Here is a 19,275-nt window from a genome sequence, read left to right as displayed (position 1 = left end):
AGAAATCAGCGAAATCCAACCTGCGCAAGGGGGTGGGTAATTACTAGAACCCCGTTCGCACAGTCCTTAAAGGCGGATATTCGCCAGCTGGGCGTTATGGAACCGGACGAATGAGACTTTTGCCAGTTCGGCTACACCGCCAATGTTTCTTAAAGACTGATTTTCACCTACGGCCTGCATAGTGAGAGTGCTGGAACTTGATCAATTGGTCTTGTCGGTGATGGCGCGGTCGGCGTTGACCAGGGCGGACCAGCCCTTGGCGCTGTCCTGGCCCTTAAGGGACTGAAGCCGCGCACCGCTGACCTCGACGTTCTTGAAGTCAGCACCGGTCACGGTCGCGCCCGTCAGGTTCGCGCCGGAGAGGTCCGAGCCCATCAGCACCACGTCGGTCAGGTCGGCGTTTGTAAGGTTGGCGTATTCCAAGCGCGAGCGCCCGAGGTTGGCGCCCTTCAAATTAGCGCCCGACAGGTTCACGGAGACGAACACCGCCCGCATCAGGCCCATCGATTGGTTCTTGATGTCAGCGCCGCCCTTGAGGTCGACCAGCGAAGCGCCGCTCATATTGGCGCCCCTGAAATCGCCGATGGGCATGGACCGGCTGAGATCCGCCCCACTGAGGTTCGCCTCGCGGGCAGTGATGCCGAACATTTTTGCGCCGACGAGCTTGGCCCCCGAGAGGTCGGCCTTGATGAACCACGCCTGTTCGAGGTTCGTTCCGCTGAGGTCCGCTCCACGCAGGTTCGCCTTGATGAGGCGCGCTGTCCGTAGGTTTGCGCCCTTGAGGTTAAGGCCAGACAAGTCGAGGCCGGCGAGGGCCTTGTCGGAGAGGTCGATAGGTTTGCCGGCGGATTTTGCGATCAGAGCCTCGATGTCAGCCCGGGTCATTTCGGCCTGGGTCATCGCGGGCGTGTTAATGTTGGCCCCCAACAGCAGGTCCTGCTCGGCAGAGGCTGTTGCCGCCGCAACGCTCCATGCCAGCAGTGCCACAGGAAGGATGCTTATCAGTTCACTCCCGAATAGCTGGCTGAGCCTGTCAAAGATCGGGTCGTCGCCAGCCTATTTCTTGCTTCCGCCATGATAGCTGAAAGTGTGTGAAGCATGTCGGTATTTTAGGTTTCCAAAATCATTCGGTCGAGAAAACCAAGCATGCGTAGGCGGTTCTCCCTCCGACTGAGCCACATCGTGCAGACAGTGTTCCTTATATGCCTGCGGTTTGTTAGGCTGCTCGCCTGAAGGGATTATCGGGACGCAATGGCGAACAGGCGGGACACGAACGAGCCTACCGCCCCTGCTCAAGGTGCTACGGCTGGTTCGATCGCTGTTGGTGCACACGACCTTCTGCCAGCGCTTATGCCTGCACTTCGCTCTTTCGTACGCCGCTTCATGCGCGATGCAGACGAGGCCGGCGACGTGGCTCAGGATGCAGCGGTGCGGGCGTTGACGGCAAGGCACGTCCCGACGAATAGCCAGGCTTACCGGGTATGGCTGTACAGGATCGCGCGCAACGCTGCCGTCGACGCGCATCGGCGCCGCGCTGCGACGCTTGTACCGGTCGAGGTGGAGGGGGTTGATCCCTGGCTCATTGACCACCGTCTCGTGACAGACTTATCGGTGCGCCAGAGCTTGATGCGGATCTCCCCTGACCATCGCCGCGTCCTTCTGCTCGTCGACGTTGAGGAACTCAGCTACTCCGAGGCAGGCCGTCGGCTCGGCGTTCCGACGGGGACCGTGATGAGTCGCGTCGCCCGAGCGCGGACCGCCTTGCTGCGCACCATCGAGCAAGACGAGGCCGCCCGATGATCGAGAGCGACGAGAAAGGCAGCGAGCGGGATCGAGAGGAACTCAGCGCCCTCATTGACGGGGAACTTGCGCCCGAGCGCCTCGCCGCGGTCGCGGCCTGGATCGCAGAGGACAATGAAGCGGCACGCGCCTTCGCGACGTTAGCCGCCCTCAAGGCCCGAACGACGGCGACACTGCGTACTAACGACCTCCCGTCTCCCCGCCGGTCGGGACGCGAAGTTCGAACGTTTGTGGCGCTCGCTCTGGTCGCGGTACTCGGCGCGTCTCTCGTGCTTGCGCTCTCGACCCGCGAGGCTCCGAAGGACGGCGGCTCCCGACTTCAGTCGATTGCACAGACCCAATCGGGCCTACACACGGCGGAGCTGCAGATCCCGAACCTGGATGCCGCTAACCTCAGACTGGAGCGCGTAAGCTTCGCCTCCGACACTCGACCGACCCGGGCCGACGCCTTCTACATCGGCGAACGCGGCTGCCGCGTCCGCCTTACGATTACCGAACGCGGCGCGCCGGAGGACGCCGTGCCGGCAACGTCCCAGGTCGCGCGATGGACGGTCGGGGACTTCGCCTACCGGCTCACCGGCGAGCAGCTGGACACAGAGCGGTTCGCCGCGACGGTAGCGCTTGCCGAGGCTGGCAGTCGCAGCCCCGGATCGGTGATGGTCGCCAGTGCGTCGGACCCGCTGATGGGCCGTCCTTGTCTCGGCTGAACCTTTGTTTCGCGCGGCAGGGAATAAAACGGCGGTCCCGACCTGTCTGAACATTCGACGCCACCAGAGCACGACGGCCGCCGGGCCGATCACGCCGGAGTCCTGTCGGAGAGGAACGCCAGCCATGAGCACGCAAGGCCGTATCGAACGCTCGCTCGACGAACTGTACCGGGACGATCCCGAGCGGGCGGACGCGCTAGTGCATGGCCGCCGCACCGGCGCGAGCCGCCGCGGCTTCCTGAACGGAGCGGGGCTCGCCGCCATGAGCGCTACGGTCGGCGCCGCCATCCCATTCGCGGGCAACCTGCCGGCTGGACTCGTTCCTGCGGCGCACGCGCAAGGCGCCGCACCCGCCCCTGCTGCGAAGGGTCCGCAGCCTCTGGATTTCCCCGGCAAGGACAAAGGCCTTGTTGTGCTCGGCGACCGCCCGCTGGTCGCCGAGACGCCTGAGCACTTGCTCGACGACGAAACAACGCCGACACCGAAGTTCTTCATCCGCACCAACGGCCAGATCCCGGAAGCGGCGGCCGATGCCGAGGGCTGGCGCTTCACCGTCGACGGTGAGGTGAACCAGCGGCTCGATCTCTCGCTCGGCGAGCTGAAGAGCCGCTTTACGCCCAAGACCTACCGCATGGTGCTCGAATGCGGCGGCAACGGCCGCTCGTTCTTCCAGCCGCAGGCGCGTGGCAACCCCTGGACCAACGGCGGCGCCGGCTGCGCCGAGTGGACCGGCGTCCCCCTTGCTGACCTGCTGAAAGCCGCGGGCCTGAAGGACACGGCGAAATACACCGCCCATTACGGGGCGGACCCGCACCTTTCGGGCGATGCCACCAAGGAGTCGTTGTCGCGCGGCATGCCGATCGCCAAGGCGATGGAGCAGCACGGGCTCGTCGTTTTCGCCATGAACGGTGAGCCGTTGTCCAACATCCACGGCGGCCCCTTGCGACTCGTAGTGCCGGGCTGGCCGGCCTCGCTCTCGCACAAGTGGCTGAAGCGGATCACGATCCGCGACCGCGAGCACGATGGACAGGGCATGACCGGCACGGCCTACCGGGTGCCGAACAAGCCCATGGTGCCGGGCGGCAAGGCCGACGAGAAGGATTTTCGCATCCTCGAATCGATGCCGGTGCGATCGATCGTGACCGCCCCCGCCAACGGCGCCCGGCTGCCCTCCGGCAGCCGTGAGATCACCATGCGCGGTGCGGCCTGGGCCGGGGACCTCACCGTTTCACGCGTCGACGTGTCGACCGACTTTGGCGCGACCTGGATCCCGACCCAACTCGCGCCGACCCGCAACCGCTACGATTGGAGCCGGTGGAGCGTGAGTGTGCCGCTTCCGTCTGATGGCTATTACGAGCTTTGGGTGCGTGCGACCGACAGCGCGGGAAGGGCGCAGCCCCACGTAGCAGCGAACTGGAACCCGCAAGGGTACGGGGGCAATGCCCTGCACCGCGTCGCGGTGCTCGTCGGATGAGGCGCCTCGGCATCGTGCGTCTCATCTCCGGCTTTGGCGCCGTCCTGATCGGAACCACCTTTGCTCTGACAATAGGGAGCCGGGCGCAGGAACCGACCGTCCCCCTCAGGGATCAGGTGGTGGAGGACCTGCCTGCGCATCCGGGCCGCGAGGAAACCTTCGGGCTCTGCACGGCCTGCCACGCCTACCGGCTGGTCTCGAACCAGGGCATGAGCCGGGAGCGCTGGGACGAGACCCTGACTTGGATGACCGAGCGTCAGAACATGCCTGACATCCAGGGCACCGAACGGGCCTTGATCCTGGACTATCTGGCAACCGCCCATCCGCCCAAGGCGCCGTCGCGCACGGGCGGGTTCCAGAACCCGTTCGCCCCGCAATAACGACCCTCGGTTCGTGCGAATTGCGTTCCGTTGGCAGCGGGTCGCTCGCGTCGTCGTGGGCAGCATCACAAGAAACGAGAAACCATATGACTCGTCTGGCAGTGCCCTTGATAGTGGCTGGAATGTCGCTTGGCGGCATCGCTCTCGGATACGGAGCCGCACTCAGCCAAGCGGAACCGGCCCACCGTCACACCGCGCAGCCGCCCGATAGTGGCTTTGACGCTCTAATGGCGCGGTCCATGGAGCGGATGCACGCCGACATGGCGGTCCCGCCCTCGGGCGATCCAGACCGCGATTTCGCCGCGATGATGATCCCCCACCACCAGGGTGCGATCGACATGGCGAAGGCGCAGCTCATCCACGGACGCGATCCTGTCCTGCTACGCCTCGCACAAGGGATTATTGTCGAGCAGGGCCAGGAGATCGAGGTCATGCGCCGCGCGCTGGCGGATCGAGTCCCGGCCGCCGGCACCCTGCCGTCGGCACCTGTCCCTCACCCCCATCATCACGGCGCCGCGCCGATGCCGGCGCAAGGAACCATCCGATGAAGGCCGTCTTCCCGCTCGTCACCCTCGTCCTGCTCCTGTCTGGGCCAGCGCTTGCCGGCCAGGCCCCAGGGCCAGCCGCATCGCCAGACATCCCAGTCAGCGCCCGCGACCGGTTCTACAGCTCGGACCAGTTCTCCAACACCGTCTCGGTCGTGAACCCAGCCACCAACACGCTGCTCGGCGTTATCCGCCTGGGAGACATCACGCCAGCGAACCTCAGTCCACTTTATCGCGGCCAGCTGCTGGTCCACGGCATGGGCGTCTCGCCCGATTCCAAGACCTTGCTTGCTGTCTCAATCGGCTCGAACTCAGTCAGCTTCATCGACACGGCGACCAACGCGGTACGGCAGACGACCTATGTCGGCCGCTCGCCCCACGAGGCCTTCTTCACGCCTGACGGTCGAGAGGTTTGGGTCAGCATCCGCGGCGAGGATTACATCGCGGTCCTCGACGCAGCCACTGGCAAGGAGACGGCGCGGATCACAGTGCCGAACGGTCCTGGCATGACGATCTTCTCGCCTGACGGGCGTTACGGTTACGTCTGCTCCAGTTTCAGCCCCGAGACTGTCGTCATTGACGTGAAGTCCCGCACGATCGCCGGGCGGGTCAAGCAGGAGAGCCCGTTCTGTCCCGACATAGCCGCGACGCCGGATGGCGCCCAAGTCTGGCTGACCCTGAAGGACGTTGGCCGCACGATGGTTTTTGATGCCAAGCCGCCCTTCGCGTTGATCAGAACCATCGAGACCGGGCCGCTTACCAACCACGTCAACTTCGCGCGCACCAAAGCCGGCCAGTTCGCCTACGTCACTATCGGCGGGCTCAACCAAGTGAAGGTGTTCCGCACCGATGATTTCTCGCCTGTAGCCACGATCCCGACCGGCGCGTTACCGCATGGCCTCTGGCCCTCAGGTGATGGCTCGCGCATCTATGTCGGTCTGGAGAACGCCGATCAGGCGGCCGTGATCGACACTGCCTCGAACACAGTGATTGCCACCATTCCTATCGGACAAGGGCCGCAGGGCGTCGTCTACGTCCCGAATGCGGTGCCGGTTGGCGAAGGTATGCAGAACTTGCAGCCGCTAGGAGAAGCGGGCAAGTCGAACTCGCTCACGCTCAGCGGGGCTGATGGCAAACCAGAGACGCAAGTCACGCTGTTCGACCAGGGCGTGCTCCAGACGCTTCAGGCTGCCGTGACGGGACTGCCTCCGAAGAAGCCGTTCGTATTGGCGCTGTCGACCGATCCGAAAGGCTCCGGTGCCATCGAGCCTCTCGCAGCTTTCATGACGAACCCCGCTGGTGCGGCGGTCGTCAACGCGATCGGCCCGATCAGGCAAGTGACGCAAGGCGCGCCAGAGGCGGCACGGCGTTACCTCGTGATCGTCGAAGGTAGGCCGGGCGAGACCGGCTCGCCAGTTCAGCTGCAGAAAGCTCCATAATGGACGAGCGGCTTTATCAGCCGCAGTCGAGGCCTACGTCTCAACAGGGCTTGCCCTTGTGGAACGCTCCACGCCTCGCCGATAGACTACTTCGACGCGGGCGCCATCGGAGCATAAGAAAGGTATGCTGAACGTCTCAGAATTCATTGGAACGGCCGTAGCTTGCAAAAGCTGAGTAGCATCTGCTTTCCCTGCAACACGCTCATCCGCGTCTGTTCTATCAGGCTGCCTAGAAGCGGACGCTCTGAAGGTCCGACAGGGGTTGAAAGCTGTCGTACGAACTTCCCAAGTTGATGAGTTCGGACACTAAAGGCTTCCAAGGTGGCGTGAAAATGGGACGCGAAAATCCCGCAATGAGGCCTGAAAAGACCGAATCAGGCCACGTGAAACGGCCCCAAAACAGCTGCTCCCCCAGGGAAACTGACCTACCATGAAATCCGGGCGCGCCTCGGCGCAGGCCTCCTAGCTGATGGCCCATTCCCCGCGCGATGGAGGGTATTCGCGAAGCCGACGGGTTCGGCGAAAGCCGTTCCGGTTCAGGCTTCGTGCATCGCCTTTACCGGTCGTTCGGCATGTTCGGAATGGCGCAGCAGGGGCCAGGGCGGCATTAAGGACGACCAGCTACAGTTTCGCCCCACGTCAATGTGAAAGGGGGATCATGGCGGCGACCGTCACGACACGGCTCCTCGATGCCGAGGCCTCGGCGCACCTCGCCTGGGTCGACGTCGCCAAGGGCATCTGCATCCTGCTCGTCGTCATGATGCACTCGACGCTCGGCACCGGCGCGGCCATGGGGGGAGAGGGCTTCCTGCATGCGGTCGTGGCCTTCGCCACGCCCTTCCGCATCCCGGCTTTCTTCCTTCTTTCCGGGCTTTTCCTCGGTCGGGTGATCGACCGGGACTGGCGACGCTACGCCGACCTCCGCGTCGTGCACTTCGCGTACTTCTATTCGCTTTGGGTCGTCATCCAATCGGCCGCGAAATACGGCTAGGTTGTCGACGGCTCAGGACCCGGGGCGTTCCTTACCCACCTCGCCTCGGCGTTGGTCGAGCCCTATTCGACGCTCTGGTTCATCTACCTGCTGGCGGTGTTCTCGGTGGTCACGAAGCTGCTGCGTGAAGTGCCGAGGGCTCTCCTTCTTCTGGTGGCCGCCCTCATCCAGATCGTGCCGGTGGCGACCTCGTCCCTCCTCGTTGAGGAGTTCTGCGACCGCTATGTCTGGTTCGTGATCGGCTTCCTCTTCGCGGGCCAGATCCTCGCATTCGCCCATATCGCCCAGCGTCATCCCGTCCCTGCGCTCGCCGGCCTGGCGCTTTGGGCTGCCATCGACGGCGCCCTTGCCTTGATGCCATCAGGTTCCGCTTCATTCCCGACGCTCGCGGCATTGCCTGTCCTGAGGCTGGCGCTGGGCGGAGCGGGTGCCCTTGCGGTCGTCGCGACGGCCAGCCTGCTCACGCGTATCGGCGGTCCTCTCACCGATGCGCTGCGGCTATTCGGCGAGCGTTCGATGGTGATCTACCTGGCCTTCTTCTTGCCGATGGCTGCCACCCGCGCGGTTCTGGTGAAGACCGGCATCCTCCCGGATGTCGGCTGGGTCAGCCTCATGGTGACGGTCGTGGCGGCGACAACGCCCCTTGTCCTGGAACGCCTGATCCGCCCCACACCTTTCGCTTTCCTGTTCAGGCGTCCTCGCACCTTCCACATCGTGCGCCATAGCCCGACTTCATCGGGCTCGGTCCTGCGGGCCGCGTAGCGCCAAGGGCTTGGGCTCGCAGGAACCGGCTCGGAGCGAAGCTCAAACGTTTCCTACGGCGTCCCTTGACCTTCCCACGGTGGGAAGCCCCACATGCCTGTGACGCCACTCGAAACGGAGAGCCGTCATGATCCCGATCAACGTCACCAAGATGCATTGTGGAGGCTGCGCCAACGCGGTCACGCGCGCCGTCCAGGGGATTGATCCAGCGGCTCGCGTGGAGTTCGACTTGAAGTCCGGTTCGGTGTCGGTCACGCCGGGCGTGGCCATCGCGGCTGAACGCTTCGCGGATGCCATCCGCGCTGCCGGCTTCGGTGCGGAAACCGTATCCCGTGCGGTCTGATCGGTTCCGAAGGGGAAACCATATTGTCGCTCGATCATTCACGATGACGGAACGGCCGTTTCTCTCATCCCTGATCCGGTGTAAGCGAACCTCATGAGACCCGACCGGCAACTCTGGCGCCTGATGGCGGCGATGATCGTGATGATCGTCGTCTACGCCGCGCCGACTGCCGTTCAGGCCCATGAGGGCCATGCCCATCACGGTCCTCACCATGCCGTGGTGGAACAAAAGCAGGTCGCTCCGCCGGCCGTCGTAAAGGCAGCGGACGGCAAGACGTTCGCGTCCATGCCATCCACCCTTCATGAACCGACGCAGTGGGTCGCCGATCTCCAGGGTTTGACGACCGAGCGGGTTGCCTCGCTGCGAACGGCACAAGACGGCATGGGAAGCTGCCCGGGCGACGCCGGCGTTCCGTGTTGCGGGAAGAAGGCCTGCTGCTCACCGGGGATCTTGTCCGGGCCAGCCGAGCTGCCAATCATCCCTTTCCGGCAGTCCTCGGTCAGCCCTGGCGACATGAACGGTCGCCTCGGCGCGGGTCCCGGAGCCCTGCCCGAGCCCCCTCGAACCCTCGCGTAACGAACGGCGCGCCCTAGGCGCGCAACGGTCGGATTCCGTCCGCTAACCGCGGATGTGCGTCCGGTGTTCGAACGTGAGGATGCCCCTTCCATGTCAACCCGATTTGCGGCCGCCCTCGTGGCGATGCTGCTGGCTGCCGTCTCTCTGGCAGGTCCCGCTCGCGCCCATGAGGGTCACGACCACGGTGCGCCGCCCCCGCCTGTGTCGAAGTCCATCGCCCCACGCGGCGAGGCGCTCTCCGACGCCTTCGAACTGACCGCGGTCCCGCGCGACGGGAGGCTGACGTTCCATCTCGACCGTTTTCGGACGAACGAGCCGGTGCGCGGCGCGGTCATCGAGGTCGAGACGCCGGAGGGTGCACGCACCGCCTCCGTGACGGCGGAGGACGCCTACGTGCTGCCCGCGCCCTGGATGGCGAAGGCCGGGACCTACGATCTGCTCGTGACGGTGACGGCAGCGGACGTGGTGGACGTTCTCACCGTCCCGGTGAACGTGCCCGATGCGAAGGGTCCCACGCCAGGCGCCGCTCCGTCACAAGCAACGTCGACCCAGACTGCGCTGACCACCGCCTCCGCTGCCGTCACCGGCCTCAAGGACCGCCTCGTTGCGAAGGATCCCATCCTGGTGGCGACGGCGGCCGGGGCCTTCCTGTTGGGGATCCTCGTCTCCGTGGCGGCGCGCGGCCGACGCACCGTGCCGGCCGTCGCCCTCACCGCCATCGCCATCGCCCTGACCCTGGGCACGGCAGCCTTCGCCCATGGCGACGAGGACCATGGCGCGCCCGTCCAGGGCTCCGCCCTGATCGCACCCTCCCAGGCCGCGACCGATCTCGCGCAGCGGCTTCCCGATGGTTCGGTCTTCGTCCCGAAGCCGACCCAGCGCCTGCTCGTCTTGCGCACCACCATGACGGAAGCGGCCACCTTCCGGCGCACGGTCGAGCTGCCGGGTCGCGTCATTCCCGATCCGAACGCCAGCGGCGTCGTGCAGTCGTCGGTCGGCGGCCGCGTCTCGCCGCCCCCCTCGGGCCTATTCCCACGGCTCGGCACGACGGTGAAGAAGGGAGACGTGCTCGCGTACGTCACCCAGCCGGTGCAGGCCGTCGACGTCTCCGACATGCGCCAGCGCCAGGGTGAACTCGACCAGCAGATCGGCATCGTCGAGCGTCGGGTCGACCGCTTCAGGAAGCTCTCGGTCACGGGGGCGGTGGCCCAGACCCAACTTGACGACGCGCAGTCGGAGCTGACCGGCCTGCGCGACCGCAGGGCGGCCCTGGACAAGGTTCGACTCCAACCGGAAGCCCTGATCGCGCCGGTCGACGGCATCGTGGCTCAGGCCTCCGCGGTATCGGGGCAGATGGCGAGCCCCGGCGCCATGATCTTTCAGATCATCGATCCGGCCCGCCTGTGGGTCGAGGCGCTGAGCTTCGACGCCCTCACGGCCGCCCAGGACGCCACCGCCAGCCTCGCGGACGGCCGCAGCCTCAACCTCACCTATCAGGGCTCGGGCTTCGCCGACCGCAATCAGGCCATCCCCGTCCAGTTCGCGGTCCAGGGCGATACGTCCGGCCTGCGGGTCGGGCAGTTCGTGACCGTGCTTGCGGCCACCGACAGCGAGCTGACGGGACTGGCCCTGCCGCGCGCCAGCGTCGTGCGCTCCGGCAACGGGCAGGACATCGTCTACGAGCACACGACGGCGGAGCGCTTCGAGGCCCGGCCCGTCCGCATCGAGCCGCTCGACGGGACCCGGGTGCTGGTCGCCGAGGGCGTCGGGCCGGGTAAGCGCATCGTCACGCTCGGCGCCGAACTCCTCGATCAGGTGCGCTGAGCCATGTTCACCTTCCTCGTCACGCAGTCCCTGCGCAATCGCCTGCTTGTGCTCGCCATCGCGGCCGTGCTGATCCTCTACGGCGCCTTCACGGTCACGAAGCTGCCGGTCGACGTCTTCCCGGACCTGAACAAGCCGACGGTCACCATCATGACCGAGGCCGAGGGGCTGGCCCCGCCCGAGGTGGAGCAGCTCGTCACCTATCCCATCGAGACCCGCATGAACGGCCTGCCGGGCGTCTCGCGCGTGCGCTCGGTCTCGGGTGTCGGCCTGTCCATCGTCTACGTCGAGTTCGACTGGGGCACGGACATCTACCGCAACCGGCAGCAGGTCGGCGAACGCCTGTCCCTGGTCCGGGAGCAGCTCCCGCCCAACACGACCCCGCAGATGGGGCCGGTCTCCTCGATCATGGGGCAGATCCTGCTGGTGGCGATGACCAGCGACAAGGCCTCGCCGATGGAGGTGCGCGAGGCGGCGGACTTCATACTGCGACCCCGGTTGCTCACCATCCCGGGCGTCGCGCAGGTCATCCCGATGGGCGGCGAGGTCCGCCAGTTCCGGGTCAGCCCGAACCCGGCCGCGATGCGGGCGCTCGGGGTCACGAACGCCCAGTTGGAAGGGGCACTCGCGCAGTTCGGCACCAACGCCGGCGGCGGCTTCACCGACCAGTATTCCCGCGAGTACCTGATCCGGAACATCGGCCGGACCATGAGCCTCGACGACCTGCGCAGCGTCGTCGTCGCCACCGCGGGCGCGGCGCCGGTCCATCTGCGCCAGGTCGCGGAGGTGTCGTTCGCCGCAAAGGTGAAGCGAGGCGACAGCGGCTACATGGGCAAGCCGGCGGTCATCGTCTCGGTCGAGAAGCAGCCCGACGTCGACACGGTCAAACTCACCCGGGAGATCGAGCGGGCGCTGAAGGAGGTCACCGTCACCCTGCCCGGCGGCATCAAGGCCGACCAGATCCTGTTCCGCCAGGCGAACTTCATCGAATCGTCGATCCGGAACGTCCAGACGGTCTTGGTGGAAGCCATCGTCGTCGTGGCCATCGTGCTGTTCGCGTTCCTGCTGAACGTCCGCACGACGGCGATCTCGCTGACCGCGATCCCGGTCTCGATCCTGACCACGGCCGTGGTCTTCCACTTCCTCGGCCTATCCATCAACACGATGACGCTGGGCGGGCTGGCCATCGCCATCGGCGAGCTCGTCGACGACGCCGTGGTCGACGTCGAGAACATCTTCCGTCGCCTTCGGGAGAACCGGGCGGCCGGGTCCCCGCACTCGGTCTTCGATGTGGTCGTCGCCGCGTCGAACGAGGTCCGCTCCGGCATCGTCTACGCGACGCTGATCATCGTGCTGGTGTTCGTGCCGCTGTTCGCGCTGTCCGGCATCGAGGGGAGGCTCTTCGCGCCGCTCGGGCAAGCCTACATCATCTCGATTCTGGCGAGCCTCCTGGTCTCGGTCACCCTGACGCCGGTGATGGCCTACTACCTGCTGCCGGGCCTGAAGAGCCTCGACCATCGCGAAAGCTGGTTCATCCGGGGGCTCAAGCGCGGCAACGCGGCCCTGCTCGCCGTCGCCTTCCGCCATCAGCGCCTGTTGATGGGCAGTGTCGCCGTGGCGGTCATCGCCGCCGGTGTCACCGTCTGGCAGCTTCCGCGAGCCTTCCTGCCCCCGTTCAATGAGGGCTCCTTCACGGTCAACATGACCTTCAACCCGGGAATCTCGCTTTCCGAGAGCAACCGGGTCGGCCTGATCGCGGAACGCCTGCTCCTGCAGATCTCCGAGGTCTCGGCCGTCGGTCGACGTACCGGCCGGGCCGAGCTCGACGAGCATGCCGAGGGCGTCCACTCCTCCGACCTTGAGATCAACCTGAAGGATGGGGGACGTCCCAAGGAGGCGCTGGTCGCCGACATCCGGGCTCGCCTCGCCGTCCTGCCCGTTACCACCAACGTCGGTCAGCCGATCTCGCACCGCCTCGACCACATGCTCTCGGGCGTCCGCGCCGAGATCGCCCTCAAGATCTTCGGCGAGAACCTCGACGCCCTGCGCCGCATCGCCAACGATCTTCGGGACCGGATGGCCAAGATCCCAGGGCTGGCCGACCTGCAGGTCGAGAAGCAGGTTCGCATCCCCCACCTCGAGATCCGCGTCGATTACACCCGCGCCGCCCTCTACGGCGTCCAGCCGGCGGCGGTCGTCGAGCAGCTGAGCCGCCTGTCGAACGGGCGCGTCGTCTCGACGGTCGTCGACGGCTACCGCCGGTTCGACGTGGTCGTGCGCCTGTCCGAGAGGCAGCGCACCACGCAGGGCTTGGGCGACCTCCTGGTAGAGACCCCCTCGGGCTGGGTGCCGGCCCGCCAGATCGCCGACATCCGCGAGACGGACGGCCCGAACCAGATTCTGCGAGAGAACGCCCGCCGGCGCCTGGTGGTCCAGGCCAACACCAACGGCGAGAGCGACATGGCGTCCATCGTGGACGCCATCCGCGGGGTCGTGGCGGAGGCAAAGCTGCCGCCGGGCTTCTTCACGAGCCTGGAGGGCACATTCCAGGCCCAGGAGGAGGCAAGCCGCACCATCGGCGCGCTGTCGCTGCTGTCCCTCGCGATGGTCTTCGCCATCCTCTACAGCCGCTACCGCTCGGGCGTGCTGGCGCTCATCATCATGGGCAACGTGCCGCTCGCCCTCATCGGCAGCGTCGCCGCGCTCTGGTTGGTGGGGCAACCGCTGTCGGTCGCCTCCATGATCGGCTTCATCACGCTGACCGGCATCGCCGCGCGCAACGGCATCCTCAAGATCAGCCACTACCTCAACCTGTCGCTTCACGAGGGCGTACCCTTCGGGCGCGAGCTTGTCGTGCGCGGCAGCCTGGAGCGTCTGACGCCGGTGCTGACGACGGCGCTCTCGGCGGGCGTCGCGCTGGTGCCGCTGCTGATCGATGCCGACACCCCCGGCAAGGAGATCCTGCACCCGGTCGCGGTGACGATCTTCGGTGGGCTGATCAGCGCCACGCTGCTCGACACGTTCCTGACCCCCGTCCTGTTCCTTCGATACGGCGCCAAGCCGTTGGAGCACCTGCGCGCCGCGCAAGGCGAGACCCCCGACACGCCTCGTCCGGATGGCGCCAAGCCGCGTCCGGTCGAGTCGTTCTGAGCCATCCCACCCCCGAAAACGGAGAGACCCGATAATTTCCTGGAGAATGGCCCTGGTCGCGAGCGCGCTGGCCGCCCTGCCGGTCTGCGCGCACGAGGTGTCCGGCCAGCACGGTGGACGCGTGGCGGACGCGGGCAAGTTCCACGTCGAGCTCGTCGCCAAGGGCGAGACCGTCGACGTCTTCGTCTCGGACGGTAGTCAGAAGCCAGTGCCGGCGACCGGCTTCAAGGGCACGGCCATCCTGGTCGTCGGCGGCAAGCCCGCCCGGGTCCCGCTCCAACCCGCCGAGGGCAACCGCCTCTCCGGCAAGGCTTCCGTAGCGCTGGGCGAGAGCCCGAAGGGCGCCGTTCAGCTCACCGGCCCGGACGGCACGACCGCCAACGGCAAGTTCAACTGACCCCTCCGTAAACCTCCATTCGAAGAAGGACACGCACCATGACCTCCACGGCCACCAGGACCTTGTTCGCCGCCCTCGTTTCGCTCGGGCTCGCCGGATCGGCCGCCGCCCAGGGCACGCACTCCCATGGCGGACACGAGATGCCGGGCGACCCTAAGGCGTCGCATGACACCGACATGATGAAGATGATCACCGACATGAAGCCGGACCCGAAGGACCCTGCCTCGACCAAGGACTTCAAGGCCGCCGACATGGCGATGATGCACGACATGCACGTGCCCTACACAGGCAATCCCGACGTCGATTTCCGGACCCACATGATCCCGCACCACAAGGGCGCGGTCGAGATGTCCAAGGTGGCCCTGAAGCACGCCAAGGACCCGGCCACGAAGCAGATGGCCCAGAAGATCATTGACGATCAAGAGAAGGAAATCGCCGAGATGGAGGCCTGGCTGAAGAAGAACCGGAAGTAACCTTTGCTGGCTTGTTGCCGAACGCCTCCGCATTCCGCGCCCCCGAAGCCAAAGACCGGCCGCTACCTGGCCGGTCCGGCCCCCCTCAGGAGAACACCATGAAGCGCCTTGCACTCACCACCGCCACGCTCCTCGTCCTCTCCCTCACCCCGGCCCTGGCGGCTGGTTGCTGCGGCAAGGGCGGTAAGGGGATGTGCGCCAAGTCGACGTCGTCGATGTCGATGAAGAGCAACAAGAAGGGCTGCTGCTGCGATAAGATGGCCAAGAAGATGGAGATGTAGGGCTGCCCTCTCGCGCTGGGCACCGGGCTGATCCAGCCCCGTCTCAGTGCCCGGCGCGGGCTCTCCTGCGCGGTCCCGGAGGTTCCGGTGCCGCCAGGGCGGCGCCCGCATGGCTGGCCGGGACGTTCTCTCCTGTCTCCAGGCTGGCGATGATCGGGCAATCCGGTCGACCGTCCCCGTCGCAGGCATCCGCGAGGGAGCGCAGGGCCTCCGCCATCTCCTGTAGCTGGCGCGCCCGACCTTCGAGCTCCTGGATGTGGGCCTTGGCGATGGCCTTCACCTCGGCGTTGCTCCGCTCGGGGTCGCTCCAGAGCCCAAGCAGCACCTTGATGCGCTCCAGCGAGAAGCCGAGGTCGCGCGCGTGCCGGATGAACCTGAAGCGGTGCAGGTCGGCGGTCCCATAATCGCGGTAGCCGCTGTCCCGCCGGTCGGCCTGGGGGACGAGGCCGATAGCCTCGTAATGCCGGATCATCTTGGCCGAGACCCCGGAGGCCTGGGCCGCCTGACCGATGTTCATGACCGTGCGCTTTCACCTGTTGACCCTCCCATGATGGGAAGGTCCAGAACGGTTCGCAAGCTCATTTGAATGAGAGGTTCAACGATGTCTGGATACGCTCACGCCCACGGATCGGCCCAAGCCCGCGATGATGGCCAAGGCACGCCGGCCATCGCCGCCGCGGGCCGTAAGGCTGTCCTCTACCGCATGGTCATGCCGCAGCATGTCTGCCCCTATGGCACCAAGGCCAAGGACCTTCTCGAACGCCAGGGCTACTCCGTCGAGGACCGCTGGTTGCGCACGCGCGAGGAAACTGACGCCTTCAAGGCCGAGCATGGCGTGCGGACCACGCCGCAGACCTTCATCGCAGGCGAGCGCGTCGGAGGGTACGACGACCTGCGCCGCCATTTTGGCAAGCACGTCGCGGACGCGAACGCGGTGACCTACATGCCGGTCATCGCGCTCTTCGCCATGACCGCCTTGATGGCGCTGGCGGCGAGCTACGCCGTGTACGGAACGCCCCTGACGGTGCGCGCGGCCGAGTGGTTCATCGGCTTCAGCATGTGCGTGCTCGCGCTCCTGAAGCTGCAGGACGTGGAGAGCTTCTCCTCGATGTTCCTTGGCTATGACCTGCTGGCGCAGCGCTGGGTCCGGTACGCCTACGCCTACCCCTTCTGCGAGGCGTTGGCCGGAGTCCTGATGGTGGCGGGCGCGCTGAACTGGCTGTCCATTCCCGTGGCGCTCTTCATCGGCACGGTCGGCGCCGTCTCGGTGTTCAAGGCGGTCTACGTCGACGGGCGGGACATCAAGTGCGCCTGCGTCGGCGGATCGAGCAAGGTGCCGCTCGGCTTCGTCTCGTTGACCGAGAACGTGATGATGGTCGCCATGGCGCTGTGGATGCTCGTGGCGTCTCACTGATCTTTTCGCGAAACGGCTGCTTTGCTAGGTTTCCGCCCGAGAGCAGACGGGCTTAAATCCACCCACCTCGGTCGAACGGGACGGTTCTCCAAATCTCTCATAAGCGGACTCCCATAAGGGCCGCTGAAGGTCACAAGTTAGCTTTAAGACTTTCCGACTGCGTGCTGACTTGAAGCTCTGCCATCAGGCACGTAGAGGCTACCATGACTACCTTGGCGCATAACCTTTGGGCGAGCGATCAGCCCTCAACCGCTCCCTCTGATGCAACGGTATTACACAAAGCTTACCCGCCAAAGGTAAGAGTCAGCTCCCTATGAGCCCCGGACGTCACCGCTATCCAGGCGGCGGGGAGAACCCCGGGTAGAACGCCGAAGGGCATCGGCAAAAAGTGAACCTGCCGAACGGAAGGTTAACAGGACAGAGGGAATGGGTCGCCCCAAACCTCTGAAACGACCCCGACGTCCGCAGATCGAGCAGATGGGGTCCGTTTGCGTTGTCCGCCTCGCGGCGGGAAGCGGTACGTAAAGGCCGACAGCACAACCCCGGCCTCCCTCTTACCAGGTTGTACGTCGATCTGACGGTTGACCGAAGGCGTGGCTCCGAGATCCGGACCCGAGCTCTGCGGCTCAGCTAGGCTTCGCCGGTCGCCCGGCAAAGCTTTGCCTCCAGCAAGACGGCCTCCCTCCAACGTTCACCAAGATCCTGGGCAGAACAGGGCACAGGCCCGGCGCCCCCGCATAGCCGCGATCTGCAGCCCCCAGCGAGGTGGTGCGGACGCTGGCCCCGGCCCAGTGGCAGGAAGGCCGCCAAGCGCCCGCCCCATAGACCCGGAATGAAACGCCGGGAAACAGTGTGCATCGTCTCCCACTGCTCCTGCCAGCGCCTGCCACACCAGCCCAAAACCACCCACGACACCCCTTCCGCAACTGCTGGCCGGTTCGGACCAGGCTAAGTGTTTGAAACTAGAGCGGTCGGGTCGACCGAATGCTGGCCGGATGACCGCTACTCTGGCCGCCGCGAGCTGTCGCTCAGCCCCCCGCGCACCGCCGCCCACTTGCTGTGCGGTTCACCTCACCGATCCGGGAAACCTGCTCACGAGGCCGCCCCTTCGTCGCGGCCGCAACGGAGCTCACCCGGCCATGCCCGCCGATCTACACGAGCGCGTCACCGCCACCATCCTGCAGCAGCTCGACACCGCCGACCCCGCCACGTGGACCCCACCCTGGCACGGCGCCGACCCGCTCCCGCGCAACGCGCTCACGGGCAAGCGCTACCGCGGACTCAACATCCTGGCGCTTTGGTGCGCGGCGCAAGCCGACGGCTACACCGACGCCCGCTGGGCAACCTACCGCCAGTGGGCCGCCCTCGGCGCGCAGGTTCGTCGCGGCGAGCGCGGCACTCTGATCCTGTTCTACAAGGACCTGCCGACCGGCGCCCGAACAGACACAACGCACGGGACCAGCGCAGACAGCGACACGACCACAGCCCGCTTCGTCGCCCGCGCCTCGACCGTGTTCAACATCGCCCAAGTCGACGCCGCGCCCCAAGCGACCGCCCCGACAGGACTACCGCCCACCCCGCAACCCACCTACGACACCTTCGTCACGGCCACGGGCGCCATCATCCACACTGGCGGTACCCGCGCCTGTTACACCCCGGCCACCGACACGATCCGGATGCCGCCCCGTAATGCCTTCCGCACACCGGAAGGCTACGCCGGCACCCTCGCGCACGAACTCGTGCACTGGACGGGCGCTCCCCACCGCCTCGCCCGTGACCTGACGGGCCGCTTCAAACGCCGCGCCTACGCCGCCGAGGAGCTGATTGCCGAACTCGGCGCCGCCTTCGTGCTGGCCGACCTCGGGCTCGCGCGCACCCCCCACCCGGACCACGCCGCCTACCTCGCGTCCTGGCTCCCGCTGCTGACGGCCAACTCGCGCGCGCTGGCGACAGCCGCCGCGGCCGGCTCACGTGCCGCCGACTACCTCACCGCCTTGCAAACACAAGTCGAACCCATCTCGTCAACCGCTGCGAGCAGAGACGAACGCGGCCCCACCGAGTTCAAGTCCACTACCGCTGGACCACCTGGAAGCACTCCCTCCGGCGCCGGTGTCGACATGTACGTGAGCGTGGCATGAGCGCCGTGCCACCAGTCTCACGCCGCGTGCTCGCGGCACTGTGCCCGAACGCGAGCTGGGCTGGACGGGCCCGCGAGACCAGCACACCGGTGACACACGCTTTCGTGCGCCTCGACACCGCGCTCGATGCTCATCTCGCTGCACTTGCTGCCATCGATCGTATCGAGGAAGCCGTGGCAACAGCCTACGGCTATCCCCGCGTACCCCTACTAGGTGAGGATGCGCCACCCGACTACGCGGCCGACGTGACGACAATTCAGCGGCGCCTCGGCTCCAGTCCTGTCCCCCGTCACCTCATTACGGAGTTGCGCCGCCGGCAGGCGGCGTTCGCGCACGCGGCTAAATCGGCAGGTCTCGATGCGGCGCAGGCACAAGGAGCGAACACAGCGCACGACGACCTTGCACTTAAGCCCACGATATCAATCGCGTCTGGTGAGACGACTGCAGCCAACGAACGTGCTTTTTACTATCTAAGTCTCCGCAAAGTACGCATTAGACCAATGTATTGTAGAATGGAATTATTCCATGAGATAAGGCCTTCTTAATTCTAAAAAAATATTGACAATAGTCATGCCATAAAA

At 65.9% G+C, this 19,275-nt stretch carries 17 protein-coding genes and 1 pseudogene; 16 read left to right on the top strand and 2 right to left on the bottom strand.

Annotation, left to right across the window (positions count from 1 at the left end; translation table 11 throughout):
• Positions 1-201: 201 nt before the first annotated feature.
• Positions 202-1,002, bottom strand: coding sequence for a pentapeptide repeat-containing protein (locus ASF39_RS19325; protein WP_056286899.1), 801 nt, complete (start codon positions 1,000-1,002; stop codon positions 202-204).
• A gap of 249 nt (positions 1,003-1,251) precedes the next feature.
• Between ASF39_RS19325 and ASF39_RS19320 the strand changes: the two genes are divergently transcribed.
• From ASF39_RS19320 to ASF39_RS20855, 14 genes and pseudogenes are all read left to right on the top strand, one after another.
• On the top strand, positions 1,252-1,800 hold the full coding sequence (locus tag ASF39_RS19320; protein WP_082494692.1) for an RNA polymerase sigma factor: 549 nt from the start codon (positions 1,252-1,254) through the stop codon (positions 1,798-1,800).
• Positions 1,797-2,507 (top strand): hypothetical protein, encoded by a 711-nt coding sequence (locus tag ASF39_RS19315; protein WP_055882963.1) that lies wholly within the window; start codon positions 1,797-1,799, stop codon positions 2,505-2,507. The genes ASF39_RS19320 and ASF39_RS19315 overlap by 4 nt, the downstream gene beginning before the upstream one ends.
• A 124-nt stretch (positions 2,508-2,631) precedes the next feature.
• Entirely contained in the window at positions 2,632-3,981 is a 1,350-nt protein-coding gene (locus ASF39_RS19310) for a sulfite oxidase (RefSeq protein ID WP_055882960.1), read from the top strand.
• Positions 3,978-4,361: a hypothetical protein gene (locus ASF39_RS19305; RefSeq protein ID WP_055882958.1), complete on the top strand. Its 384-nt coding sequence runs from the start codon at positions 3,978-3,980 to the stop codon at positions 4,359-4,361. The genes ASF39_RS19310 and ASF39_RS19305 overlap by 4 nt, the downstream gene beginning before the upstream one ends.
• Before the next feature lie 122 nt (positions 4,362-4,483).
• On the top strand, positions 4,484-4,909 hold the full coding sequence (locus tag ASF39_RS19300; protein ID WP_055882956.1) for a DUF305 domain-containing protein: 426 nt from the start codon (positions 4,484-4,486) through the stop codon (positions 4,907-4,909).
• On the top strand, positions 4,906-6,345 hold the full coding sequence (locus ASF39_RS19295) for a YncE family protein (RefSeq protein ID WP_055882954.1): 1,440 nt from the start codon (positions 4,906-4,908) through the stop codon (positions 6,343-6,345). Before ASF39_RS19300 ends, ASF39_RS19295 begins: the two co-directional genes overlap by 4 nt.
• 658 nt (positions 6,346-7,003) lie before the next feature.
• Positions 7,004-8,098, top strand: a pseudogene (locus tag ASF39_RS19290) (acyltransferase family protein).
• A 127-nt stretch (positions 8,099-8,225) separates the two neighbouring features.
• Positions 8,226-8,441 (top strand): heavy-metal-associated domain-containing protein, encoded by a 216-nt coding sequence (locus tag ASF39_RS19285; protein ID WP_055882951.1) that lies wholly within the window; start codon positions 8,226-8,228, stop codon positions 8,439-8,441.
• Between the two features lie 123 nt (positions 8,442-8,564).
• Positions 8,565-9,017 carry a hypothetical protein gene (locus ASF39_RS19280; RefSeq protein ID WP_210168685.1) on the top strand — a complete coding sequence of 151 codons (453 nt, stop codon included), beginning with the start codon at positions 8,565-8,567 and terminating at the stop codon, positions 9,015-9,017.
• A 90-nt stretch (positions 9,018-9,107) separates the two neighbouring features.
• Positions 9,108-10,841 (top strand): HlyD family efflux transporter periplasmic adaptor subunit, encoded by a 1,734-nt coding sequence (locus tag ASF39_RS19275; RefSeq protein ID WP_055882947.1) that lies wholly within the window; start codon positions 9,108-9,110, stop codon positions 10,839-10,841.
• Between the two features lie 3 nt (positions 10,842-10,844).
• Entirely contained in the window at positions 10,845-13,991 is a 3,147-nt protein-coding gene (locus tag ASF39_RS19270; protein WP_055882945.1) for an efflux RND transporter permease subunit, read from the top strand.
• Between the two features lie 31 nt (positions 13,992-14,022).
• Positions 14,023-14,388 (top strand): hypothetical protein, encoded by a 366-nt coding sequence (locus ASF39_RS19265; RefSeq protein ID WP_055883025.1) that lies wholly within the window; start codon positions 14,023-14,025, stop codon positions 14,386-14,388.
• A 38-nt stretch (positions 14,389-14,426) separates the two neighbouring features.
• Positions 14,427-14,861, top strand: a complete 435-nt coding sequence (locus ASF39_RS19260; RefSeq protein ID WP_082494691.1) for a DUF305 domain-containing protein — start codon at positions 14,427-14,429, stop codon at positions 14,859-14,861.
• Positions 14,862-14,959: 98 nt separating this feature from the next.
• Positions 14,960-15,142, top strand: a complete 183-nt coding sequence (locus ASF39_RS20855; RefSeq protein WP_082494690.1) for a hypothetical protein — start codon at positions 14,960-14,962, stop codon at positions 15,140-15,142.
• Positions 15,143-15,185: 43 nt separating this feature from the next.
• Here ASF39_RS20855 and cueR read toward each other — a convergent pair whose 3' ends face one another.
• On the bottom strand, positions 15,186-15,659 hold the full coding sequence (gene cueR, locus ASF39_RS19250; protein ID WP_055882940.1) for a Cu(I)-responsive transcriptional regulator: 474 nt from the start codon (positions 15,657-15,659) through the stop codon (positions 15,186-15,188).
• 186 nt (positions 15,660-15,845) lie between these two features.
• Here cueR and ASF39_RS19245 point away from each other — a divergent pair, with 186 nt between their 5' ends.
• Positions 15,846-16,556, top strand: a complete 711-nt coding sequence (locus ASF39_RS19245; RefSeq protein ID WP_055883021.1) for a glutaredoxin — start codon at positions 15,846-15,848, stop codon at positions 16,554-16,556.
• A gap of 1,139 nt (positions 16,557-17,695) precedes the next feature.
• Positions 17,696-18,694, top strand: coding sequence for a zincin-like metallopeptidase domain-containing protein (locus tag ASF39_RS19240; RefSeq protein ID WP_055882937.1), 999 nt, complete (start codon positions 17,696-17,698; stop codon positions 18,692-18,694).
• Positions 18,695-19,275 lie beyond the last annotated feature (581 nt).

This window comes from Methylobacterium sp. Leaf108, assembly GCF_001423265.1.
Taxonomy (GTDB): Bacteria; Pseudomonadota; Alphaproteobacteria; order Rhizobiales; family Beijerinckiaceae; genus Methylobacterium.
The sequence above is the reverse complement of the archived record's forward strand: the minus strand, read 5'-3'. Positions and strand labels throughout refer to the sequence as shown.